Annotated in this window: 16 protein-coding genes; 10 read left to right on the top strand and 6 right to left on the bottom strand. The window is 71.4% G+C overall.

The window, feature by feature from the left end:
* Positions 1 to 96 precede the first annotated feature (96 nt).
* Positions 97 to 387: a DUF3303 family protein gene (locus ACIQ7M_RS37775; RefSeq protein WP_403652858.1), complete on the top strand. Its 291-nt coding sequence runs from the start codon at positions 97 to 99 to the stop codon at positions 385 to 387.
* A gap of 80 nt (positions 388 to 467) precedes the next feature.
* On the opposite strand, the gene ACIQ7M_RS37770 is transcribed toward ACIQ7M_RS37775, so the two are convergent.
* The 3 genes from ACIQ7M_RS37770 to ACIQ7M_RS37760 all read right to left on the bottom strand — a co-directional run bounded on the left by ACIQ7M_RS37770 (position 468) and on the right by ACIQ7M_RS37760 (position 3,624).
* The gene (locus ACIQ7M_RS37770) at positions 468 to 1,118 is read right to left on the bottom strand and encodes a hypothetical protein (protein WP_355759309.1); all 651 of its coding nucleotides are present in this window, start codon (positions 1,116 to 1,118) and stop codon (positions 468 to 470) included.
* A gap of 205 nt (positions 1,119 to 1,323) precedes the next feature.
* On the bottom strand, positions 1,324 to 2,019 hold the full coding sequence (locus ACIQ7M_RS37765; protein WP_355759454.1) for a GntR family transcriptional regulator: 696 nt from the start codon (positions 2,017 to 2,019) through the stop codon (positions 1,324 to 1,326).
* A gap of 249 nt (positions 2,020 to 2,268) precedes the next feature.
* Positions 2,269 to 3,624: an aspartate aminotransferase family protein gene (locus ACIQ7M_RS37760; RefSeq protein ID WP_355759310.1), complete on the bottom strand. Its 1,356-nt coding sequence runs from the start codon at positions 3,622 to 3,624 to the stop codon at positions 2,269 to 2,271.
* A 301-nt stretch (positions 3,625 to 3,925) separates the two neighbouring features.
* Here ACIQ7M_RS37760 and ACIQ7M_RS37755 point away from each other — a divergent pair, with 301 nt between their 5' ends.
* Both ACIQ7M_RS37755 and ACIQ7M_RS37750 read left to right on the top strand, forming a co-directional pair.
* Complete coding sequence (locus ACIQ7M_RS37755) at positions 3,926 to 5,968, top strand: serine/threonine-protein kinase (protein WP_355759312.1); 2,043 nt, start codon at positions 3,926 to 3,928, stop codon at positions 5,966 to 5,968.
* Positions 5,969 to 6,169: 201 nt separating this feature from the next.
* Complete coding sequence (locus ACIQ7M_RS37750; protein ID WP_403652854.1) at positions 6,170 to 7,702, top strand: substrate-binding domain-containing protein; 1,533 nt, start codon at positions 6,170 to 6,172, stop codon at positions 7,700 to 7,702.
* Between the two features lie 81 nt (positions 7,703 to 7,783).
* Here ACIQ7M_RS37750 and ACIQ7M_RS37745 read toward each other — a convergent pair whose 3' ends face one another.
* Positions 7,784 to 8,527: an SLATT domain-containing protein gene (locus ACIQ7M_RS37745; RefSeq protein WP_389837856.1), complete on the bottom strand. Its 744-nt coding sequence runs from the start codon at positions 8,525 to 8,527 to the stop codon at positions 7,784 to 7,786.
* Between the two features lie 316 nt (positions 8,528 to 8,843).
* Here ACIQ7M_RS37745 and ACIQ7M_RS37740 point away from each other — a divergent pair, with 316 nt between their 5' ends.
* The 7 genes from ACIQ7M_RS37740 (at position 8,844) to ACIQ7M_RS37710 (ending at position 15,411) form a co-directional block, all read left to right on the top strand.
* Entirely contained in the window at positions 8,844 to 9,188 is a 345-nt protein-coding gene (locus ACIQ7M_RS37740) for a YbaB/EbfC family nucleoid-associated protein (protein ID WP_326786519.1), read from the top strand.
* 87 nt (positions 9,189 to 9,275) lie between these two features.
* Positions 9,276 to 9,875: a recombination mediator RecR gene (gene recR / locus ACIQ7M_RS37735; RefSeq protein WP_266400725.1), complete on the top strand. Its 600-nt coding sequence runs from the start codon at positions 9,276 to 9,278 to the stop codon at positions 9,873 to 9,875.
* Positions 9,868 to 10,527: a DUF5063 domain-containing protein gene (locus ACIQ7M_RS37730; RefSeq protein ID WP_351871529.1), complete on the top strand. Its 660-nt coding sequence runs from the start codon at positions 9,868 to 9,870 to the stop codon at positions 10,525 to 10,527. Before recR ends, ACIQ7M_RS37730 begins: the two co-directional genes overlap by 8 nt.
* A 258-nt stretch (positions 10,528 to 10,785) precedes the next feature.
* Positions 10,786 to 12,069: an aspartate kinase gene (locus ACIQ7M_RS37725; RefSeq protein WP_355759318.1), complete on the top strand. Its 1,284-nt coding sequence runs from the start codon at positions 10,786 to 10,788 to the stop codon at positions 12,067 to 12,069.
* Entirely contained in the window at positions 12,066 to 13,127 is a 1,062-nt protein-coding gene (locus tag ACIQ7M_RS37720) for an aspartate-semialdehyde dehydrogenase (protein ID WP_386980871.1), read from the top strand. Before ACIQ7M_RS37725 ends, ACIQ7M_RS37720 begins: the two co-directional genes overlap by 4 nt.
* A 491-nt stretch (positions 13,128 to 13,618) precedes the next feature.
* Positions 13,619 to 14,287: a SigE family RNA polymerase sigma factor gene (locus ACIQ7M_RS37715; protein ID WP_355759321.1), complete on the top strand. Its 669-nt coding sequence runs from the start codon at positions 13,619 to 13,621 to the stop codon at positions 14,285 to 14,287.
* The gene (locus tag ACIQ7M_RS37710; protein ID WP_403652848.1) at positions 14,284 to 15,411 is read left to right on the top strand and encodes a hypothetical protein; all 1,128 of its coding nucleotides are present in this window, start codon (positions 14,284 to 14,286) and stop codon (positions 15,409 to 15,411) included. Before ACIQ7M_RS37715 ends, ACIQ7M_RS37710 begins: the two co-directional genes overlap by 4 nt.
* Positions 15,412 to 15,518: 107 nt before the next feature.
* Here ACIQ7M_RS37710 and ACIQ7M_RS37705 read toward each other — a convergent pair whose 3' ends face one another.
* Positions 15,519 to 16,394 (bottom strand): SURF1 family protein, encoded by an 876-nt coding sequence (locus tag ACIQ7M_RS37705; RefSeq protein WP_403652845.1) that lies wholly within the window; start codon positions 16,392 to 16,394, stop codon positions 15,519 to 15,521.
* 49 nt (positions 16,395 to 16,443) lie between these two features.
* Complete coding sequence (locus ACIQ7M_RS37700; protein WP_403652842.1) at positions 16,444 to 16,818, bottom strand: nuclear transport factor 2 family protein; 375 nt, start codon at positions 16,816 to 16,818, stop codon at positions 16,444 to 16,446.
* Between the last annotated feature and the right edge of the window lie 78 nt (positions 16,819 to 16,896).

Raw genomic sequence — 16,896 nt, 5'->3', positions numbered from 1 at the left:
GGCCGCCGCCGTGAGTGCGCCCACGGTGAGGGGAATAGCCTGAAAGCGCACGTCTGGGTGCTTCTGCGTGCGTCCACGACGGAGAAGGAGAGTGCGATGCGCGTGATGCTCAGGGCGACCATGGACACGGAGAAGGGCAACGAGCTCATCCGTAATGGAAAGCTTCCGCAGTTGATGCAGGAGACGATGGAGCGGCTCAAGCCGGAGGCGGTCTACTTCACCACCAACGAGGGCTGCCGCGCGTGCTACATGGTTTTCGACCTTCAGGACAGCAGCCAGATTCCGGCGATCGCGGAGCCGTTCTTCATGAGCCTGGGCGCGAAGTTCGAGATCGCCCCGGTCATGAACGCGGAAGATCTCCACAAGGGCCTGGCCCAGCTCGGCTGACGGCCGGACCGGGGTGCGGGGCCGTGAGAGGACCGCGGCGCGGGGCCATGACACCGGCCCCGCACCCCGAGACGGACGGATCAGCTGAAGACGATCATGGAGCCCTGGGCGAGGCTCCGGGTGGCCGCGGCGTGGAGGCCCAGCCAGACGTGACGCTCGCGGGCGAAGGGGCTGGAGTCGAAGGGGGCCGGAGCGGCGGGCTCCTCCAACTCCGTCGGGGCGTTCGGAGGCTGCGGCGGCGCCGGCGGGTTCGCCGGGTCGATGCCGATCGAGGGGGCCACGAACTCGAGTTCGCGCAGGAGAACCTGGGACGAGCCCAGCGGCCCGCCGCCCGCGAGGAGTTCGTCGTTGGCCAGCGGGTGCGGGAAGTCCACCGGGACGTAGGCGCCCGCGTGGTCGTAGTGCCAGACCAGATGGGACTGCTGGGCGTTCGTCTCGAACATCTCCAGCAACTGCTCGTAGTCGCCGCCGAGTTCATCGACCGGCGCCACCGCGAGCCCGCACATCTGGAGCAGGTAGGCGCGACGCAGGAAGTGCAGCGCGTCGTAGTCGAAGCCGGCGACCGGGGCCACGTCACCCGACAGCCCCGGCATGTACGCGTACACCGGCACCGGGGGAAGCCCGGCCTCGGCGAGCACCTTGTCGTAGAGCGCCAGTTCCTCGGCGAAGGGGTTGTCGGGGGTGTGGCACAGCACGTCGACGAGCGGGACCAACCACAGGTCACAGGCCAACAGACGGCTCCTCTTGCTCCTTGGGGTGCAGGGTGGTCAGGGCAGCGTAATGCGCGTGGCGGTCCTGTGAAGAGGCCGGTGCGCAACTGGGCCGCCGGGTGGCCGGGGTTGTCCGTTTCCAGGGGCCCCGCCCCCATCCTCCCGATCACCCGGCGGGAGTGTCCCCAAACACGGGAACGGGACGATCCGGTCGGAGGTCCGCGCCTCAGGGGGCGTCGAGGCGCTCGATGAGGGTGAGCGCGTGCTCGTTGTACGCCGTCACGATCGCCCGCGCCCCGTCGGCGTCGCGGCGCGCGAGGGCGTCCACCAGCTCGGTGTGGCCGGACCACAGATGGCCCTTGAGATCGGAGATGTGGCGCAGGTGCTGGACCGTGCAGACCCAGGACTGGACCCGCATCCGGTGCAGGAAGTCGGCGAGATAGCTGTTGCCGAACAGGTTGCTGAGTTCGCGCCAGTAACGGAGGTCGTAGCCGATGAGGATGTTCAGATCGCCGGCGGTCGCCGCGCGCTGGGCCTCCTCGCCACGGCGCCTGACGGCCGCGAGGGCGGCGAGCGCGCGGGGGTCGTCGGCCTGCGGCATGCCGCTCGCCACGAGGCTCTGGAACATGCCCTCCGTGATCAGGCTGCGCGCCTCGATCATGCCGCGGTAGTCGGCGCCGGAGTACTCGTGCACCCGGAAGCCGCGGTGCTGGTCCGCGTCCAGAAGCCCCTGGGCGGACAGATCGACCAGGGCCTCGCGGACCGGGGTGGCGGACACGCCGTACTGCTCGGCGATCTCCTTCACCGTGAACTCCTGGCCGGGCCGCAGGCGCCCGCCGAGCACCTCGTCACGGAGCGCGTCCGCGATCTGCTGTCGCAGGGTGCTGCGTGTTACGGCGCCACTGCCGCCGGTGCCGGCCATGGTGGTGATCTCACTCCCCGTCGCGTGGGTCGGTGCGCGCATCCACTCGCGTATCCCGTCGAGCAGGCCACCATACGCCGTGGGGGCCGGCCGCCCGACTCCCCGCCACCCCCGAAGGGACACGGAGAACCACCACGACCGACCCCCACCGGGAGCGACGACCTCTGAGCACCGGGAGTGGGAACCCCCGAGGCTCAGGAGTGGGGGCTCCTGAGCAAGAAGGGCGGGAACCCCCAAGACCTCAAGGCCTCACACCGTGTGCTCGTCCGCCACCGACAGCGCCTCGTCCAGGGCCGCGAGGCCCTCCTTGGCCTCGGCCTCGGTGATGTTGCACGGCGGCACGACGTGGGTGCGGTTCATGTTGATGAAGGGCCACAGACCACGGGCCTTAGCCGCGGCGCCGAACGCGGCCATCGGCGCGTTCGCCTCGCCCGACGCGTTGTACGGGACCAGCGGCTCCCGGGTCTCCCGGTCCTTCACCAGCTCCAGCGCCCAGAAGACGCCCGTGCCGCGCACCTCGCCGACACTCGGGTGCCGCTCGGCCAGCGCGCGCAGCCCGGGGCCGAGGACGGTCTCGCCGATCGCGGCCGCCTGGCCGACGATCCCCTCCTCCTCCATGACGTTGATCGTCGCGACCGCGGCGGCGCAGGCCAGCGGGTGCCCGGAGTAGGTGAGCCCGCCCGGGTAGGGCCGCCGTGCGAAGGTCTCGGCGATGGCGGAGGAGATCGCCACACCGCCCAGCGGCACATAGCCGGAGTTCACGCCCTTGGCGAAGGTCATCAGGTCCGGCGTCACCTCGTAGTGGTCCGCCGCGAACCACTTTCCGGTGCGGCCGAACCCGGCCATGACCTCGTCCAGGATGAAGACGATCCCGTACCGGTCGCAGATCTCCCGCACTCCGGCGAGGTAGCCGGGCGGCGGCGTCATGATGCCCGCCGTGCCCGGGATCGTCTCCAGGATCAGGGCCGCTATGGTCCCGGGCCCCTCGAAGGCGATCGTGTCCTCCAGGTGCTGGAGCGCGCGCTCGCACTCCTGCCGCTCGCTGTCGGAGTGGAAGGGGCTGCGGTACAGGAACGGCGCCCAGAAGTGGACGACACCGGCCGCGCCGATGTCGTTCGGCCAGCGCCGCGGGTCACCGGTGAGGTTGATCGCCGTGGAGGTGGCGCCGTGGTACGAGCGGTAGGCGGAGAGCACCTTCGGGCGGCCGGTGTGCAGCCGGGCCATCCGCGTGGCGTTCTCGACGGCCTCCGCGCCGCCGTTGGTGAAGAAGATCTTGTCCAGGTCGCCCGGGGTCCGCTCGGCGATCAGCCGGGCCGCCTCCGAACGCGCCTCGACGGCGAAGGCGGGCGCGAACGTGGACAGGGTCGCGGCCTGTTCCTGGATCGCGGCGACGACCTTCGGGTGCTGGTAGCCGATGTTGGTGAAGACGAGCCCACTGGTGAAGTCCAGATACCGCTTGCCTTCGTAGTCCCAGAAGTACGAACCCTCGGCGCCGGCGACGGCGAGCGGGTCGATGAGCTCCTGCGCGGACCAGGAGTGGAACACGTGCGCGCGGTCCGCGGCCTTCACGGCGGCGCCGGCCTGGGGGTTGGGCTGAGGGGTCATGCGGCGAAGCGTAAATGTCCACGGACCGGGCGCGGTATCGGCGTCCTGTCTGCGGTCGGGGGCTTTCCGCGACAGACTGTCGGGCTTGGCCGGGGGGTGCGCGGGACCGCCGCGGAGCCCGGCGCGGGCGTGCGGTGAGCGCTCGGGGCGGCCCGGGGCCGGGGTGCCGAGGGCGGCGATGCGGTCCGTTACCAAAACGGCACCAGCCGTGACGGAACCGTGGACACGGGCCCGCCCGGCTTCCGCCACCGCGCACTATCCTCGGTCTGTTGCACACATATGGGGGAGGGTGGGCACTGCCATGGAGAAGCTGGGGGCGGGGGATCCGCAGCAGATCGGGGCGTACCGGCTGCTGGCGAGACTCGGCGCCGGAGGGATGGGCCACGTCTATCTCGCGCGGTCCGACCGGGGACGTACGGTCGCCGTCAAACTCGTCCGGCCCGAACTCGCCGAGCAGGAGGAGTTCCGGGCCCGCTTCCGCCAGGAGGTGCAGGCCGCCCGCCGGGTCGGCGGGCTGTGGACCGCGCCCGTCCTGGACGCGGACACCGATGCCCCGATTCCCTGGGTGGCCACCGGCTATGTCGCGGGGCCCTCGCTCCAGGCCGTCGTCGGACGCGACCACGGCGCACTGCCCGAGCGGTCCGTGCGCATCCTCGCCGCGGGTCTCGCGCACGCGCTCCAGGACATCCACGCCGCGGGTCTGATCCACCGCGACCTCAAGCCCTCGAACGTCCTCGTCACCATCGACGGCCCCCGCGTCATCGACTTCGGCATCGCGCGTGCCCTGGAGACGGTGACGGACGGCGGCCTGACCCACACCGGGGCGCTCGTCGGCTCGCCGGGATTCATGGCCCCCGAGCAGGTGCGCGGCGACCGCGTCACGCCCGCGTGCGACATCTTCTGCCTCGGCTCGGTCCTCTCGTACGCGGCCACCGGCGCCCTTCCGTTCGGCGCGGCCAACAGCGGTGTGCACGCCATGATGTTCCGCATCGCGCAGGAGGAGGCGGACCTGACGGGGGTGCCCGAGGGGCTCGCCGACCTCGTGCGGGACTGTCTGCGCAAGGATCCCGGCGCCCGGCCCGGTCTCGACGAGATCCTGGAGCGCACGGGCGCCGAGGACACCGTCGCGGAGGGCCGCACCCTCGACCCCTGGCTGCCCGGTTCGCTGGTGGCCCAGCTCGGGCGGCACGCCGTACGGCTGCTGGACACGGAGAACCCGGACCAGGGGCCGCCGCAGCTCCCGGCCGGGGCTCCGGCGCCCGGCGCCCTGCTCGCCCTGCCGCCGGCACCCGTCGCCACCCCCGATCTCTCCAAGCCGCCCGCCGTCTCGCCCTCCGCCTCGGCCTCCGCCTCCTCTTCGACGCCGTCGTCCTCCTCCTCGGCGCCCGCCGCGTCCTCCCCGGAACACGCGCCCGCCGACGGGGGCGCCACCCCGCCGCCTCCGGGGCAGCCCGGCCCGGTGAACCATCTCCCGACCGTGATCGGCGGCTCGGGCGCGACGCCTCCCCCGGCGGCACCGGCCGGCCCGCACCCCGCCTACGGCTATCCGCAGCAGCACCCGGGACCCGCCGGCCAGGGCCCGGCCCACCCGGCGTACGGCTATCCGCAGGCCGGGTGGGGTGCGGCCCAGCCGCCGTACGGTTCGACGCCTCCCTACGGTCCGGGCGCGGTAGCCCAGCCGTACGGTCCCGGCGGCGCGACCCCGCCGTACGGCCCGACCCCTCCGTACGGTCACGGTGTCGCCCCGCTCGGCCCGGAGCCCGCGCAGCGGACCGGCCGGTCCACGGCCCTCCTCGTGGTCGTGGCCCTGGTCGTCGCGCTCGGCGCGGGCGGCAGCGTGTTCGCGTTGCTGAACGGGAGAGGGGGCGGGGGAGGTCAGGACGACCCCAAGGCGTCCGGCTCCACCTCCGGCGCGACGACACCGGGGCAGAGCGCCTCGCAGGTTCCGGACGGCGGCACCACGGTGCCGCCCAGCGCGCCGACGACGCGGGCGGGCACCGTTCCGGAGGCGTTCGTCGGCACCTGGGACGCGGTCATCGACAACAAGACCGGCCACCACACGCGCCGGATGACGATCCAGCAGGGCGGTGTCGGCGACACGGTGCTGACGATCGTCGCGGACGGCTCGGCCGGGTACCACTGCGTCTTCCAGGCCGCCCTCGCCGCCACCCCGGGGTCCGGCGGGCCGCTGGAGTTCGGCCCCTCCGAGGTCACCGTCGGCGGACCGCCGTCCTGCAACCCGGGTGACGCCTCCGAGGTCACCCTGCTGTCGGACGGCCGGCTGCGGCGGGCGAAGACGGGCTTGGCGGCCGAGGCCGAGCTGACGTACACCAGGAGCGGCTGAGTCCCGTGCCGTCCCGCGGGCAGGGGCCCGCGGGACGGCACGTGCACCGCTCGTGGGACGGGCCGGCCGGCTTGGAGAACCCGCCGGCCGCCGTGCCCGCCGAGGCTGTTGAAGTTCACTTCCCGTATGTGGGCTGTTTCCGGCCGGAGTCGTACGGTGACCGCACCGCAGGGCAGGGCAGTGCTCGGGGGAGTGGCTCACGTGGAGTGGCTGAGCGCAGAGAACGTCGTGGCCGTCGGGACCGCCGTGATCGGTGTCGTCTCCTCCGCCGTGATGGTCTGGTACGAGCGAAGGGTGCCGCGCCGCAAGACCGTCGGCTACCGCGTCCAGATGGACAACCCCATCGGCGACGGGGTCCGCTCGGGGCGGGCGAACGTACGGCTCGGACTGTTCGACGAGACGCCCGGCATGTCCGACGCCACCCTCGTGCTGCTGCGGATCGAGAACGACGGCTCGCAGAGCATCGTCGGGGAGGACTACACGAGCCGCGAACGGCACGGCCTGACCGCGGTGTTCACCGATCGCACGATCCGCGGTGTCTCCGTGACCCAGCCGCCCGGCACCGACCATCTGATGGACCACTTCACGCCGGCCGCCGGTCTCAGTTACGAGCGCGGCATACTGCGCATCCCGCGGGTCCCGCTCAACCGGGGCGAGCACTTCAAGCTGCTGGTCCTGCTGTCCGGCGGCGACGTGGGCTGTCCGGTACGGATCGTCGGGGGCATCCGGGACGGCGAGGTCCGGCCCAACCGCAGTACGACACCGGACGACAAGCCGCCGCTGTTCAGCCGGGCCGCGCGGCTGATCACCGTCCTGCTGACGGTGTGCGTCGTGACGCTCGCCGTGATCGTCGTCCTGCGCGACGACACCCCGCCCCCGATCGGCTGCGAGCGGGGCACGCTGGCCGTCACGGGCTCGACCGCCTTCGAGCCGGTGGCGCGCGAACTGGCGGAGAAGTACGAGCACGACTGCCGGGGCGCCACGATCACGGTGGACACCCACGGCAGCACGGCCGGTGTGCGCGAGCTCGACACGGCGGGGCGGGCGTCGAAGAAGGGGTCCCCGGCTCTCGTCGCGCTCTCCGACGGCCCCAAGCCGGGCGACTTCCCGCACCTGCGGGAGAACCGGATCGCGGTGTCGGTGTTCACGCTCGTCGTCAACGACGCCGTCCCGGTCAGGAACCTGTCGCTGACCGACGTACGGCGGCTGTACCGAGGCGAGATCACGAACTGGAAGCAGCTCGGCGGACCAGACAGACCCGTCCTCCTGGTCAGCCGGGACGCCAACTCCGGTACCCGGCAGGTGTTCCAGCGCCGGGTGCTCGGGCGCGGCGAGATCGCCAACTCTTCGCTCGACTGCGTCCACAAGGACGACGCGACGGCACCGGTCGCGCGGTGCGAACTCGACTCCACCGAGCAGGTCCTCGACACGGTCGCCAAGCTGCCCGGCGCGATCGGCTACAGCGAACTCAACGACGCCACCGGCCGCAGGGGCCTGCACCGGATCAGCCTCGACGGTCACACCGCCTCGGTCGAGGACCTGGAGCACGGCACCTCGGCCTACCCGTACCGCGAGATCGAGTACGCCTACACCTACGGACAGCCGCCCGCCGACTCCCTCGCCTCCAGCTTCCTCTCCTACATCAGCCGGGGCAGCGGCCAGGACGTCATCCGCACCCACGGCCATCTCCCCTGCGGGACGCCGGTCGGGCTGAGGATCTGCGGAGCCGGCTGACGGCATGGCGCCCGGCCGCCGGGGCTCGCGCGGGCGGCGGCGTTCCGGCGACCTCGGTCGGGCTGGCGCCGGTGTCCCCGGCTACCTCGGCTCGGGCGGGCGTTGGCGGGGCATGTTCGGGCGGGTTCCGGGCGGCAGCGGGGTGCGGCCGTTCAGCGGCGGCCCGTCGGGGCGGGGCGCGCCCGCCGCCGAGGACTGGATCCCCAGCGGCGCCGGTCCCGTACGGAACTCCACCATCCAGTCCGCCGTCTCGGTGCGCACCAGCTCCGTGACGTCCTCCGAGAACCGGCGCAGTACCCCGATGCACCGGTCGGCGGCCTCGCTGGCCGTTCCGTCGGCGGGTCCGAGGACCTCCCGGACGCTCTCGGACGCCCAGTCGAACTGCAACGCCTGAAGCCGTCGCTGCACGGCCTGCGCGGTGGCCACGTCCCTTATCCATCCCGAGGTCACGCCGAAGAACCGGTCGACGCCGACGCAGGAGGCCGCGAGCAGCAGCGCCAGATAGCCCCACGGAGCCGCCCCCCGCACCGATCCGGTGAGGTCGAGCAGCGGCAGCGCGGCCCCGGAGACGGCCCCCAGCGTGGCACCGGACCGCAGCACCCGGGCCGCCCACCGCTTCCACACGCGGTCGGAGAGATACCAGGCGGCCGTGTCGAGCGCGCCCTGTTCCACCCAGCGGTAGAGCTCGTGGAGCCGCTCGGCCGGCTCCCCCCAGTCGCCGAGCGGAAACGGCCGACCGGTCAGGTCGCCCGGCCGGGGCCCCGCCGCGCCCTCGCTCCGCCCGTCCTGGAGCGGCCCCTCCGGCTGCATCTCCGGCTGACTCACCCGGCACTCCCTAGTTGACGACGGTGATGACGGACGACGGTGGCGTCGTGACGACGGTGACGGTACGGACAGTGCGTGCGGTGCGTGACGTCGTGTGACGCATGGTGCAAATGCGCAGCCCCCTTCCTACCGCCCAATGGGTGGCGATGGACCGGGTTTACCGGCTTTTCCGCCCGGAAGAGGGCCTTGATCAGGTATAGGCGCCGCTGTGATATCACTCGAAAGAGTGCTTGGGCGACGGGCCCTTGGACCACGTAGGCTCGTGCTGGACAGGAAGAAGCGCTCGGACAGCCGTACTCGAAACCAGGAGCTGATCGTGATTCCCGGTGGTGGCCAGCCCAATATGCAGCAGTTGCTGCAGCAGGCCCAGAAGATGCAGCAGGACCTCGCGAACGCGCAGGAGGAGCTGGCGCGCACGGAGGTCGGGGGCCAGGCGGGCGGCGGCCTGGTCAAGGCGACCGTGACGGGCTCCGGAGAGCTCCGCGCCCTGGTGATCGACCCGAAGGCGGTCGACCCCGAGGACACCGAGACGCTCGCCGACCTGATCGTCGCGGCCGTCCAGGCGGCGAACGAGAACGCCCAGGCGCTCCAGCAGCAGACGCTCGGCCCGCTCACCCAGGGGCTCGGCGGCGGCAGCGGTATCCCCGGTCTGCCTTTCTAAGACCGGCGGCATCCAACTACCGTACGGACCAGGAAGAAACAGTAGGACGGGACCAGGCGGTACCGAAGCACTCGGAAAGGCAGTCCGTTGTACGAAGGCGTTGTTCAGGACCTCATCGACGAACTGGGGCGGCTCCCCGGCGTCGGTCCCAAGAGCGCGCAGCGGATCGCCTTCCACATCCTGCAGGCCGAACCGACGGACGTCCGCCGGCTCGCGCAGTGCCTGATGGAGGTCAAGGCGAAGGTCCGCTTCTGCGCGACCTGCGGCAACGTGGCGCAGGAGGAGCTGTGCAACATCTGCCGCGACCCGCGCCGCGACCTCACGGTGATCTGTGTGGTGGAGGAGCCGAAGGACGTCGTCGCGGTCGAGCGGACACGCGAGTTCCGGGGCAAGTACCACGTGCTCGGCGGCGCGATCAGCCCGATCGAGGGCGTCGGCCCGGACGACCTGCGCATCAGGGAACTCCTGGCCCGCCTCGCCGACGGCACGGTCACCGAGCTCATCCTGGCCACGGACCCGAACCTGGAGGGCGAGGCCACGGCCACGTATCTCGCCCGCATGATCAAGCCCATGGGCCTCAAGGTCACCCGCCTGGCCAGCGGCCTCCCGGTGGGCGGCGACCTGGAATACGCGGACGAGGTCACACTCGGCCGCGCCTTCGAGGGGAGACGACTTCTAGATGTCTGACGCCACGCTGCACGCGACCAGCCCGGACCCCGACGACTTCGTCGTTCAGATCGCGGACCAGGTGGAGAGCTTCCTGGTCGCCGTCAACGAGGTGGCCAAGGGGGACGAGCCGGACTCGGCCGTGCCCTTCCTCCTGCTGGAGGTCTCCCAGCTCCTCCTGGCCGGCGGCCGTCTCGGCGCGCACGAGGACATCGTTCCCGACGAGCGCTACGAGCCCGACCTCGGCCCCGAGGCGGACGTGGACGATCTCCGTGAGCGTCTCGCCGTGATGCTGGAGCCGATCGACGTCTACTCCGAGGTCTTCGACCCCTACGAGCCCCGCAAGGCCCCGGTCCCGGCCCGTATCTCCGACGACCTCGCCGATGTCATGACCGACCTGCGCCACGGCATGGCCCACTACCGCGCGGGCCGCACCACGGAGGCTCTGTGGTGGTGGCAGTTCTCCTACTTCTCGAACTGGGGATCCACCGCCTCCGCGACCCTGCGCGCCCTCCAGTCCGTCGTCGCCCACGTCCGGCTGAACCAGCCCCTGGAGGAGCTGGACGGCCTCGACACCGACCAGGACCTCGGCGAGGAAGCGCTCGCGGAGGAGGCCGGCAAGGTGATGGCGGAGGAGATCGCCGGACCACTCGGTCTGCGCACGGTCAAGTAGCCGCCACCGCCCGTCCCGCGTTCCGCTTCCCGCGCCTTCCCCGGTGTGACCTGGGGCACGTTCGGAGTGGCGGGGCTCCGGCACGGGCAGGTGCCGTCTCGGAGCGGCCGGACCCCTTGCCGACCTGACAGCCCGGAGTGATCACGTCGTGAGCGGGACATCTCACGATGCGACACCCCGGAAGGGAATTCCGGCCGCTCGTTAGACTGGGCCGACCGCAGTAGTGCGGTGCAGAGACGGACTGAGCGAGGAGCGCACGTGGGCCTTGTCGTGCAGAAGTACGGAGGTTCCTCCGTAGCCGATGCCGAGGGCATCAAGCGCGTCGCCAAGCGGATCGTGGAAGCGAAGAAGAACGGCCACCAGGTGGTCGTGGTCGTTTCCGCGATGGGCGACACGACGGACGAGCTGATCGATCTCGCCGAGCAGGTATCCCCGATGCCCAGCGGACGAGAGTTCGACATGCTGCTGACCGCCGGAGAGCGGATCTCCATGGCCCTGCTGGCCATGGCGATCAAAAACCTGGGCCACAGCGCCCAGAGCTTCACCGGCAGCCAGGCAGGCGTCATCACCGACTCGGTCCACAACAAAGCCCGGATCATCGACGTCACCCCGGGCCGTATCCGTACGGCGCTCGACGAGGGCAACATCGCCATCGTCGCCGGCTTCCAGGGCGTCTCGCAGGACAAGAAGGACATCACCACGCTGGGCCGCGGCGGGTCCGACACCACGGCGGTCGCGCTGGCCGCGGCGCTCGACGCCGAGGTGTGCGAGATCTACACCGACGTGGACGGCGTGTTCACCGCCGACCCGCGCGTGGTGAAGAAGGCGAAGAAGATCGACTGGATCGCCTTCGAGGACATGCTGGAGCTCGCCGCCTCCGGCTCCAAGGTGCTGCTCCACCGCTGTGTGGAATACGCCCGCCGTTACAACATCCCGATCCACGTGCGGTCGTCCTTCAGCGGACTTCAGGGCACCTGGGTCAGCAGCGCGCCACTCGTTCGAAAGCAAGGGGACCAGAAGGTGGAGCAGGCCATCATTTCCGGTGTCGCTCACGACACCTCCGAGGCCAAGGTCACGGTCGTCGGCGTCCCGGACAAGCCGGGCGAGGCCGCCTCGATCTTCCGCGCCATCGCCGACGCCGAGATCAACATCGACATGATCGTCCAGAACGTGTCGGCGGCCACCACGGGCCTGACGGACATCTCCTTCACCCTCCCGAAGACCGAGGGCCGCAAGGCCATCGACGCCCTGGAGAAGGCGAAGGGCGTCATCGGCTTCGAGTCGCTGCGCTACGACGACCAGATCGGCAAGATCTCGCTCGTCGGCGCCGGCATGAAGACCAACCCGGGTGTCACGGCCGGCTTCTTCGAGGCGCTCACCGACGCCGGGGTCAACATCGAGCTGATCTCGACCTCCGAGATCCGCATCTCCGTCGTCACCCGCGCCGACGACGTCAACGACGCCGTCCGTGCCGTGCACACCGCCTTCGGGCTCGACTCCGACAGCGACGAGGCCGTCGTCTACGGAGGCACCGGGCGATGACCCGACGACCGACGCTCGCGGTCGTGGGAGCGACCGGAGCCGTCGGCACGGTCATGCTCCAGATCCTGTCCCAGCACGCGGACATTTGGGGTGAGATCCGACTGATCGCCTCGCCGCGCTCGGCCGGCCGCAAGCTGGCCGTGCGCGGTGTGGAGGTCGAGGTGACGGCCCTGGCGGAGGAGGCCTTCGACGGGGTCGACGTCGCCATGTTCGACGTGCCGGACGAGGTGGCCGCCCAGTGGGCGCCGATCGCCGCCGCCAAGGGCGCGGTCGTCGTCGACAACTCCGGCGCCTTCCGTATGGACCCGGAAGTGCCCCTCGTCGTTCCCGAGGTGAATCCGCACGCCGCGCGTGTGCGCCCCCGCGGGATCGTCTCCAACCCGAACTGCACGACCCTGTCCATGATCGTGGCGCTGGGTGCCCTGCACGCCGAGTTCGGGCTGCGGGAACTCGTCGTCTCCTCGTACCAGGCGGTCAGCGGTGCGGGCCGGGCGGGCATCGACACCCTGCGCCGCCAGATGTCCCTGGTCGCGGGCACGGAACTGGGGAACAACCCCGGTGACGTACGCCGCGCCGTGGGCGACGACACCGGGCCGTTCCCGGAGCCGGTCGCCCTGAACGTGGTGCCGTGGGCCGGGTCGCTCGCCGAGGACGGCTGGTCCTCGGAGGAGATGAAGGTACGCGACGAGACCCGCAAGATCCTCGGTCTGCCCCGGCTGAAGGTCGCCGTGACCTGCGTCCGGGTTCCCGTCGTCACCACGCACTCCCTGACCGTGCACGCCCGGTTCCAGGACGAGGTGACCGTCGACAAGGCCCGGGAGATCCTGGACACCGCGCCCGGCGTCGTGCTCTTCGACAACCCGGCCGCCGGTGAGTTCCCCACACCCGCGGACGTGGTGGGCACCGACCCGACCTGGGTGGGCCGGGTCCGCCGGGCACTGGACGACCCGACGGCCCTCGAACTGTTCGTGTGCGGGGACAACCTGCGCAAGGGCGCGGCCCTGAACACCGCCCAGATCGCCGAGCTGGTGGCGGCGGAGATCGGCAGGACTCCGTAGACCAGCGGGACTCCGCATATCATCAGGGCTCCGCGGCCCGTCGGGACTTCGTGGATCCGGTTCTCCGCCGGGACGGCCGTTCCGCAGGTTCTCCGCCGCCGGCGGCCTCCGGCCGAAATTCCGGTGCCTCCCGGCCGGTAGGTTTGTAGGATCCCTGTCGGTTCAGTGATCAACTTAATGGTCCTGACCACTTGTACGGACTCGTGTCGGCGTTCGAAGATTTACTTGCCGCCCCACGCAACCGCGCACGGGGCCGTGAGCGTCTTCGCCGTCGCCATTCAGGGGCGTCCGGGGGGCGGCGGAGCATTGGGCACAGGGGAAGAGCTGTTACGCATGAGGGCATCTGGTGCACTGTCGCGCGCGCGGGACGGCGTATCGGCGGAGGGTCCGGGGGGCGTTCCCGGGGTGAGGTTTCCGGCCGAAGTGGCACCGGGCGCGATTGTGACGCCTGTCTCGTACAACCCTGCCGGGGGGACGTGTGTCCAACTGGCGTGGCAGAGGTACTCGAATTCACCGCGGTCCAGACAAGGGGCATCGCCCTGCGTCCACCCCGCCGACTCCGCAGCCCCGGCGCGCCCGGCGGCATGCCGGTGATCGCCCCCATGCCCTCAGCGCGGCCGGCCCGCATCCCGAGTCAGCGTGACGGCGCCGAGGACAGCCTGGCGGCGGGCACGACCGTCGACCACCTGACCGAGACCTACCGGGCGCACTACCGCTCGCTTCTCGGCCTCGCGGCGCTTCTGCTCGACGACACCGCCTCCTGCGAGGACGTCGTCCAGGAGGCGTTCATCCGGGTGCACTCGGCGCGCAAACGCGTCCGGGACCCGGAGAAGACGCTCGCCTACCTGCGGCAGACCGTCGTCAACCTGTCGCGTTCGGCCCTGCGCCGGCGCATCCTCGGCCTCAAGCTCCTCTCGAAGCCGATGCCCGACATGGCGAGCGCCGAGGAAGGCGCCTACGACCAGTTGGAGCGCGACGCGCTGATCAAGGCGATGAAGGGGCTCCAGCGGCGCCAGCGCGAGGTCCTGGTCCTGCGCTACTTCGCGGACATGACCGAGGCTCAGGTCGCCGAGACGCTCGGTGTCTCCCTGGGTTCGGTGAAGGCGTACGGCTCGCGGGGCATCGCCGCGCTCCGTGTCGCCATGGGGGCTTCGGCATGAGCGAGCACGACGGTCAGCGGCGCCCCGAGGACGAGGGACGCCCGGAACACGAGCACACGCAATCGCACGCTGGGAACGGAAATGTGAACAACGGCCCCGACGAACAGCCCGGCACACCGGACATGGACGGACCGGGACCCGAAGGGTTCGGCGGCGACGAGCTGGCACTGCGCCGGCTGTTGCACCAGGCCGTTCAGGAGATCGAACCCACCGACGGCACCCTGGAACATCTGCGCCGGGCGGTTCCGGCGCGGCGGGCGCGCAAGCGGCAGGCCGTGGTCGGCATGGCGGCGGCGGCGCTCTTCATGGGCACGGCGATCCCGGCGTTCGTCCACGTCTCCAACTCCTCGGGGTCGAACCCCGACCCGTCCATCGCGGCCAACAGCTCACAGGCCCAGGGCGGCGCGAGCGAGGGCAAGGGATCGGACGGCGGCTCCGGCAAGGACGCGGGCTCGACGGGCACGTCCAAGGGCGACGGCGACGGCAGCCGGACGGAGACACCGGGCGGCACGGACAAGGGCGCGGGAGGGGCCGTCACGGGCGGCACCGATCCCTCGGCCTCCGCCTCGATCGCCCTCACGTGCACGGCGGACCAGCTCGGCGGGGCGTCCGGCACGGCGGGCGCACCGGACTCCACCGGCGCGGTCTACGGCTCCTTCACCGTCTCGAACATCTCCACCACCGCCTGCACGGTCACCGGCGCCGGCTCGGTCAACGCGACCGCCCAGGGCGCGGCGGACCCCGCCAGGATCGGTGTGGCGACGCATGTGGGGGGCGACGCGGCCGGCGCGCTGCCCGACCCGTCCACGGAGGTCACGTCCCTGGTGCTCCAGCCGGGCGCCTCGTACGTGGTGAAGTTCGCCTGGGTGCCCTCGTCGACCTGCCCGACCGTGGAGCCCTCACCCGACCCCACCCCGACGCAGGGGGCCACCGACACCGGCGGTACGACCGCCGGATCCGGCGTGCAGGGCGCCTCGCCCCAGCTCCTCGTCGAGGACGGCACGCAGGACGGCAGTGTCGTCGTCTCCAGTACGGCGGCGACCGGCGGCGCGAGCGCGTCGGTCACCGTGGGCAACGCCTGCGCGGGCACGGTGTATCGCACCGGGATCCTGGCCTCGTCCTGACGGACGGGTGATCCGTTCGGTACCGGGCGGCGGCGATGGTTCGCCGCCGCCCTGTCCGTCCGCTCAGGTCAGTCCGCTCGGGGTCGGTTCGATCGGGTTCAGTCCGCTCAGGCAGTCCCGGACGGCTCGACCGCAGTGGCGGCGGCGTCCTCGGACTCCTTCTCCGGTGCGGCCGTGGCTTCGGGGGCGGCCGGGGTTTCGGAACCACCCGAGGGCTCCCGGGTCTCCGGCAGCAGTCCCAGTTCGGCGTCGCGGGCGAACTCCGTCTCGCGGCGCAGCAGGCGGAACCACATGAAGACGACGAAGCCCGCGAAGACGAACCACTCGCCGGTGTAGCCGAGGTTCTGGAACGCCTTGAGGTCGAGTCCGGTGTTCGCCGGCGCGCTCGGAGGCACCGCCTTCATCCCGCTGTCGGCCTTGTCGAGCGTGATCCAGGCGTCGTACAGGGTGTACGGCACGAGGTTCACCAGTGACGCGGAGCTGATCGCGGCCGTCTGCCCCGCGGGAAGCCCGCCGACCGCGCTGACGCCGTTCGAACCGGGGCTCTCGGACGCCTGGAGCGAACCCGTGACCGTGACCTCGCCGGTGGGCGGGGCCGGGACCTTCGCCGCGTCCGCCGTGCCGGGCAGCCAGCCCCGGACGACGGGCAGCGCCCTGCCGCCGTCGACCCGCAGCATCGCGAGCGCGTAGTACCCGCTCCTGCCGTCCAGTTCCCGGCCCGGCACCAGCAACTGCTTGCCGTACCGGCCCGTCGCGGTGGTCCGCCTGCCGGACGTCTCGGTGGTCACGGGCAGCATCGAGGCCAGGGGCCGGGCGGCCTCCGTCCTGGCCGACGAGGCCGCCGCGTCCGCCGTCCGGTGATCCTGGACGCGGTCCTCGAACCGACCCAACTGCCACGACCCCATGAAGACGCAGAAGGGGATGGCCAACAGCACGAAGACGTTGATCCCCCACCAGCGGGGCGTCAGCAGGAACCGGTACACGCCGTCCACGGTACGGTGCGGCCGGGCCGGACTCGCCCGTGGGGCCCGCTCAGTACCGCTCGGCCAGATGGTCCCGGGCCGCCGGAGGCTCGTACGGCTCGGGCCAGAAGTCGGTCACCGTGGCGATACGGCCCCGGGCGTCCGCCGTGAAGAACGTGATCGCGTGCATCTCCTCCAGGCCCACCGTGACGTGGGTCCAGGTGACGGCCTGACCGGGCTCGGCTATGACCCGCTCGATCCGGACGTGCCAGTCGCCCGGGTACTCGCGGTTGAACTCGATGTACCGCTCCCTGCCGCTGATGCGCTCGCGCGTCTGCGGCAGGGTGTAGACGACGTCCTCGGCGAGCAGCTCCGCGAACGCTGCCCAGTCCCGGGCGTCCGCGGCGGCCCAGTAACCCTCGACGGCCTTGCGTAGATCGGTCATGCGAAAAAGTCTGCACCCCGCCACTGACAACGGCCCTGACCTGCTCATATGCGGCCCTTACGAGACCGGCCCGGACCG

Source organism: Streptomyces sp. NPDC096324, assembly GCF_044763015.1.
GTDB lineage: Bacteria > Actinomycetota > Actinomycetes > Streptomycetales > Streptomycetaceae > Streptomyces.
The sequence above is the reverse complement of the archived record's forward strand: the minus strand, read 5'-3'. Positions and strand labels throughout refer to the sequence as shown.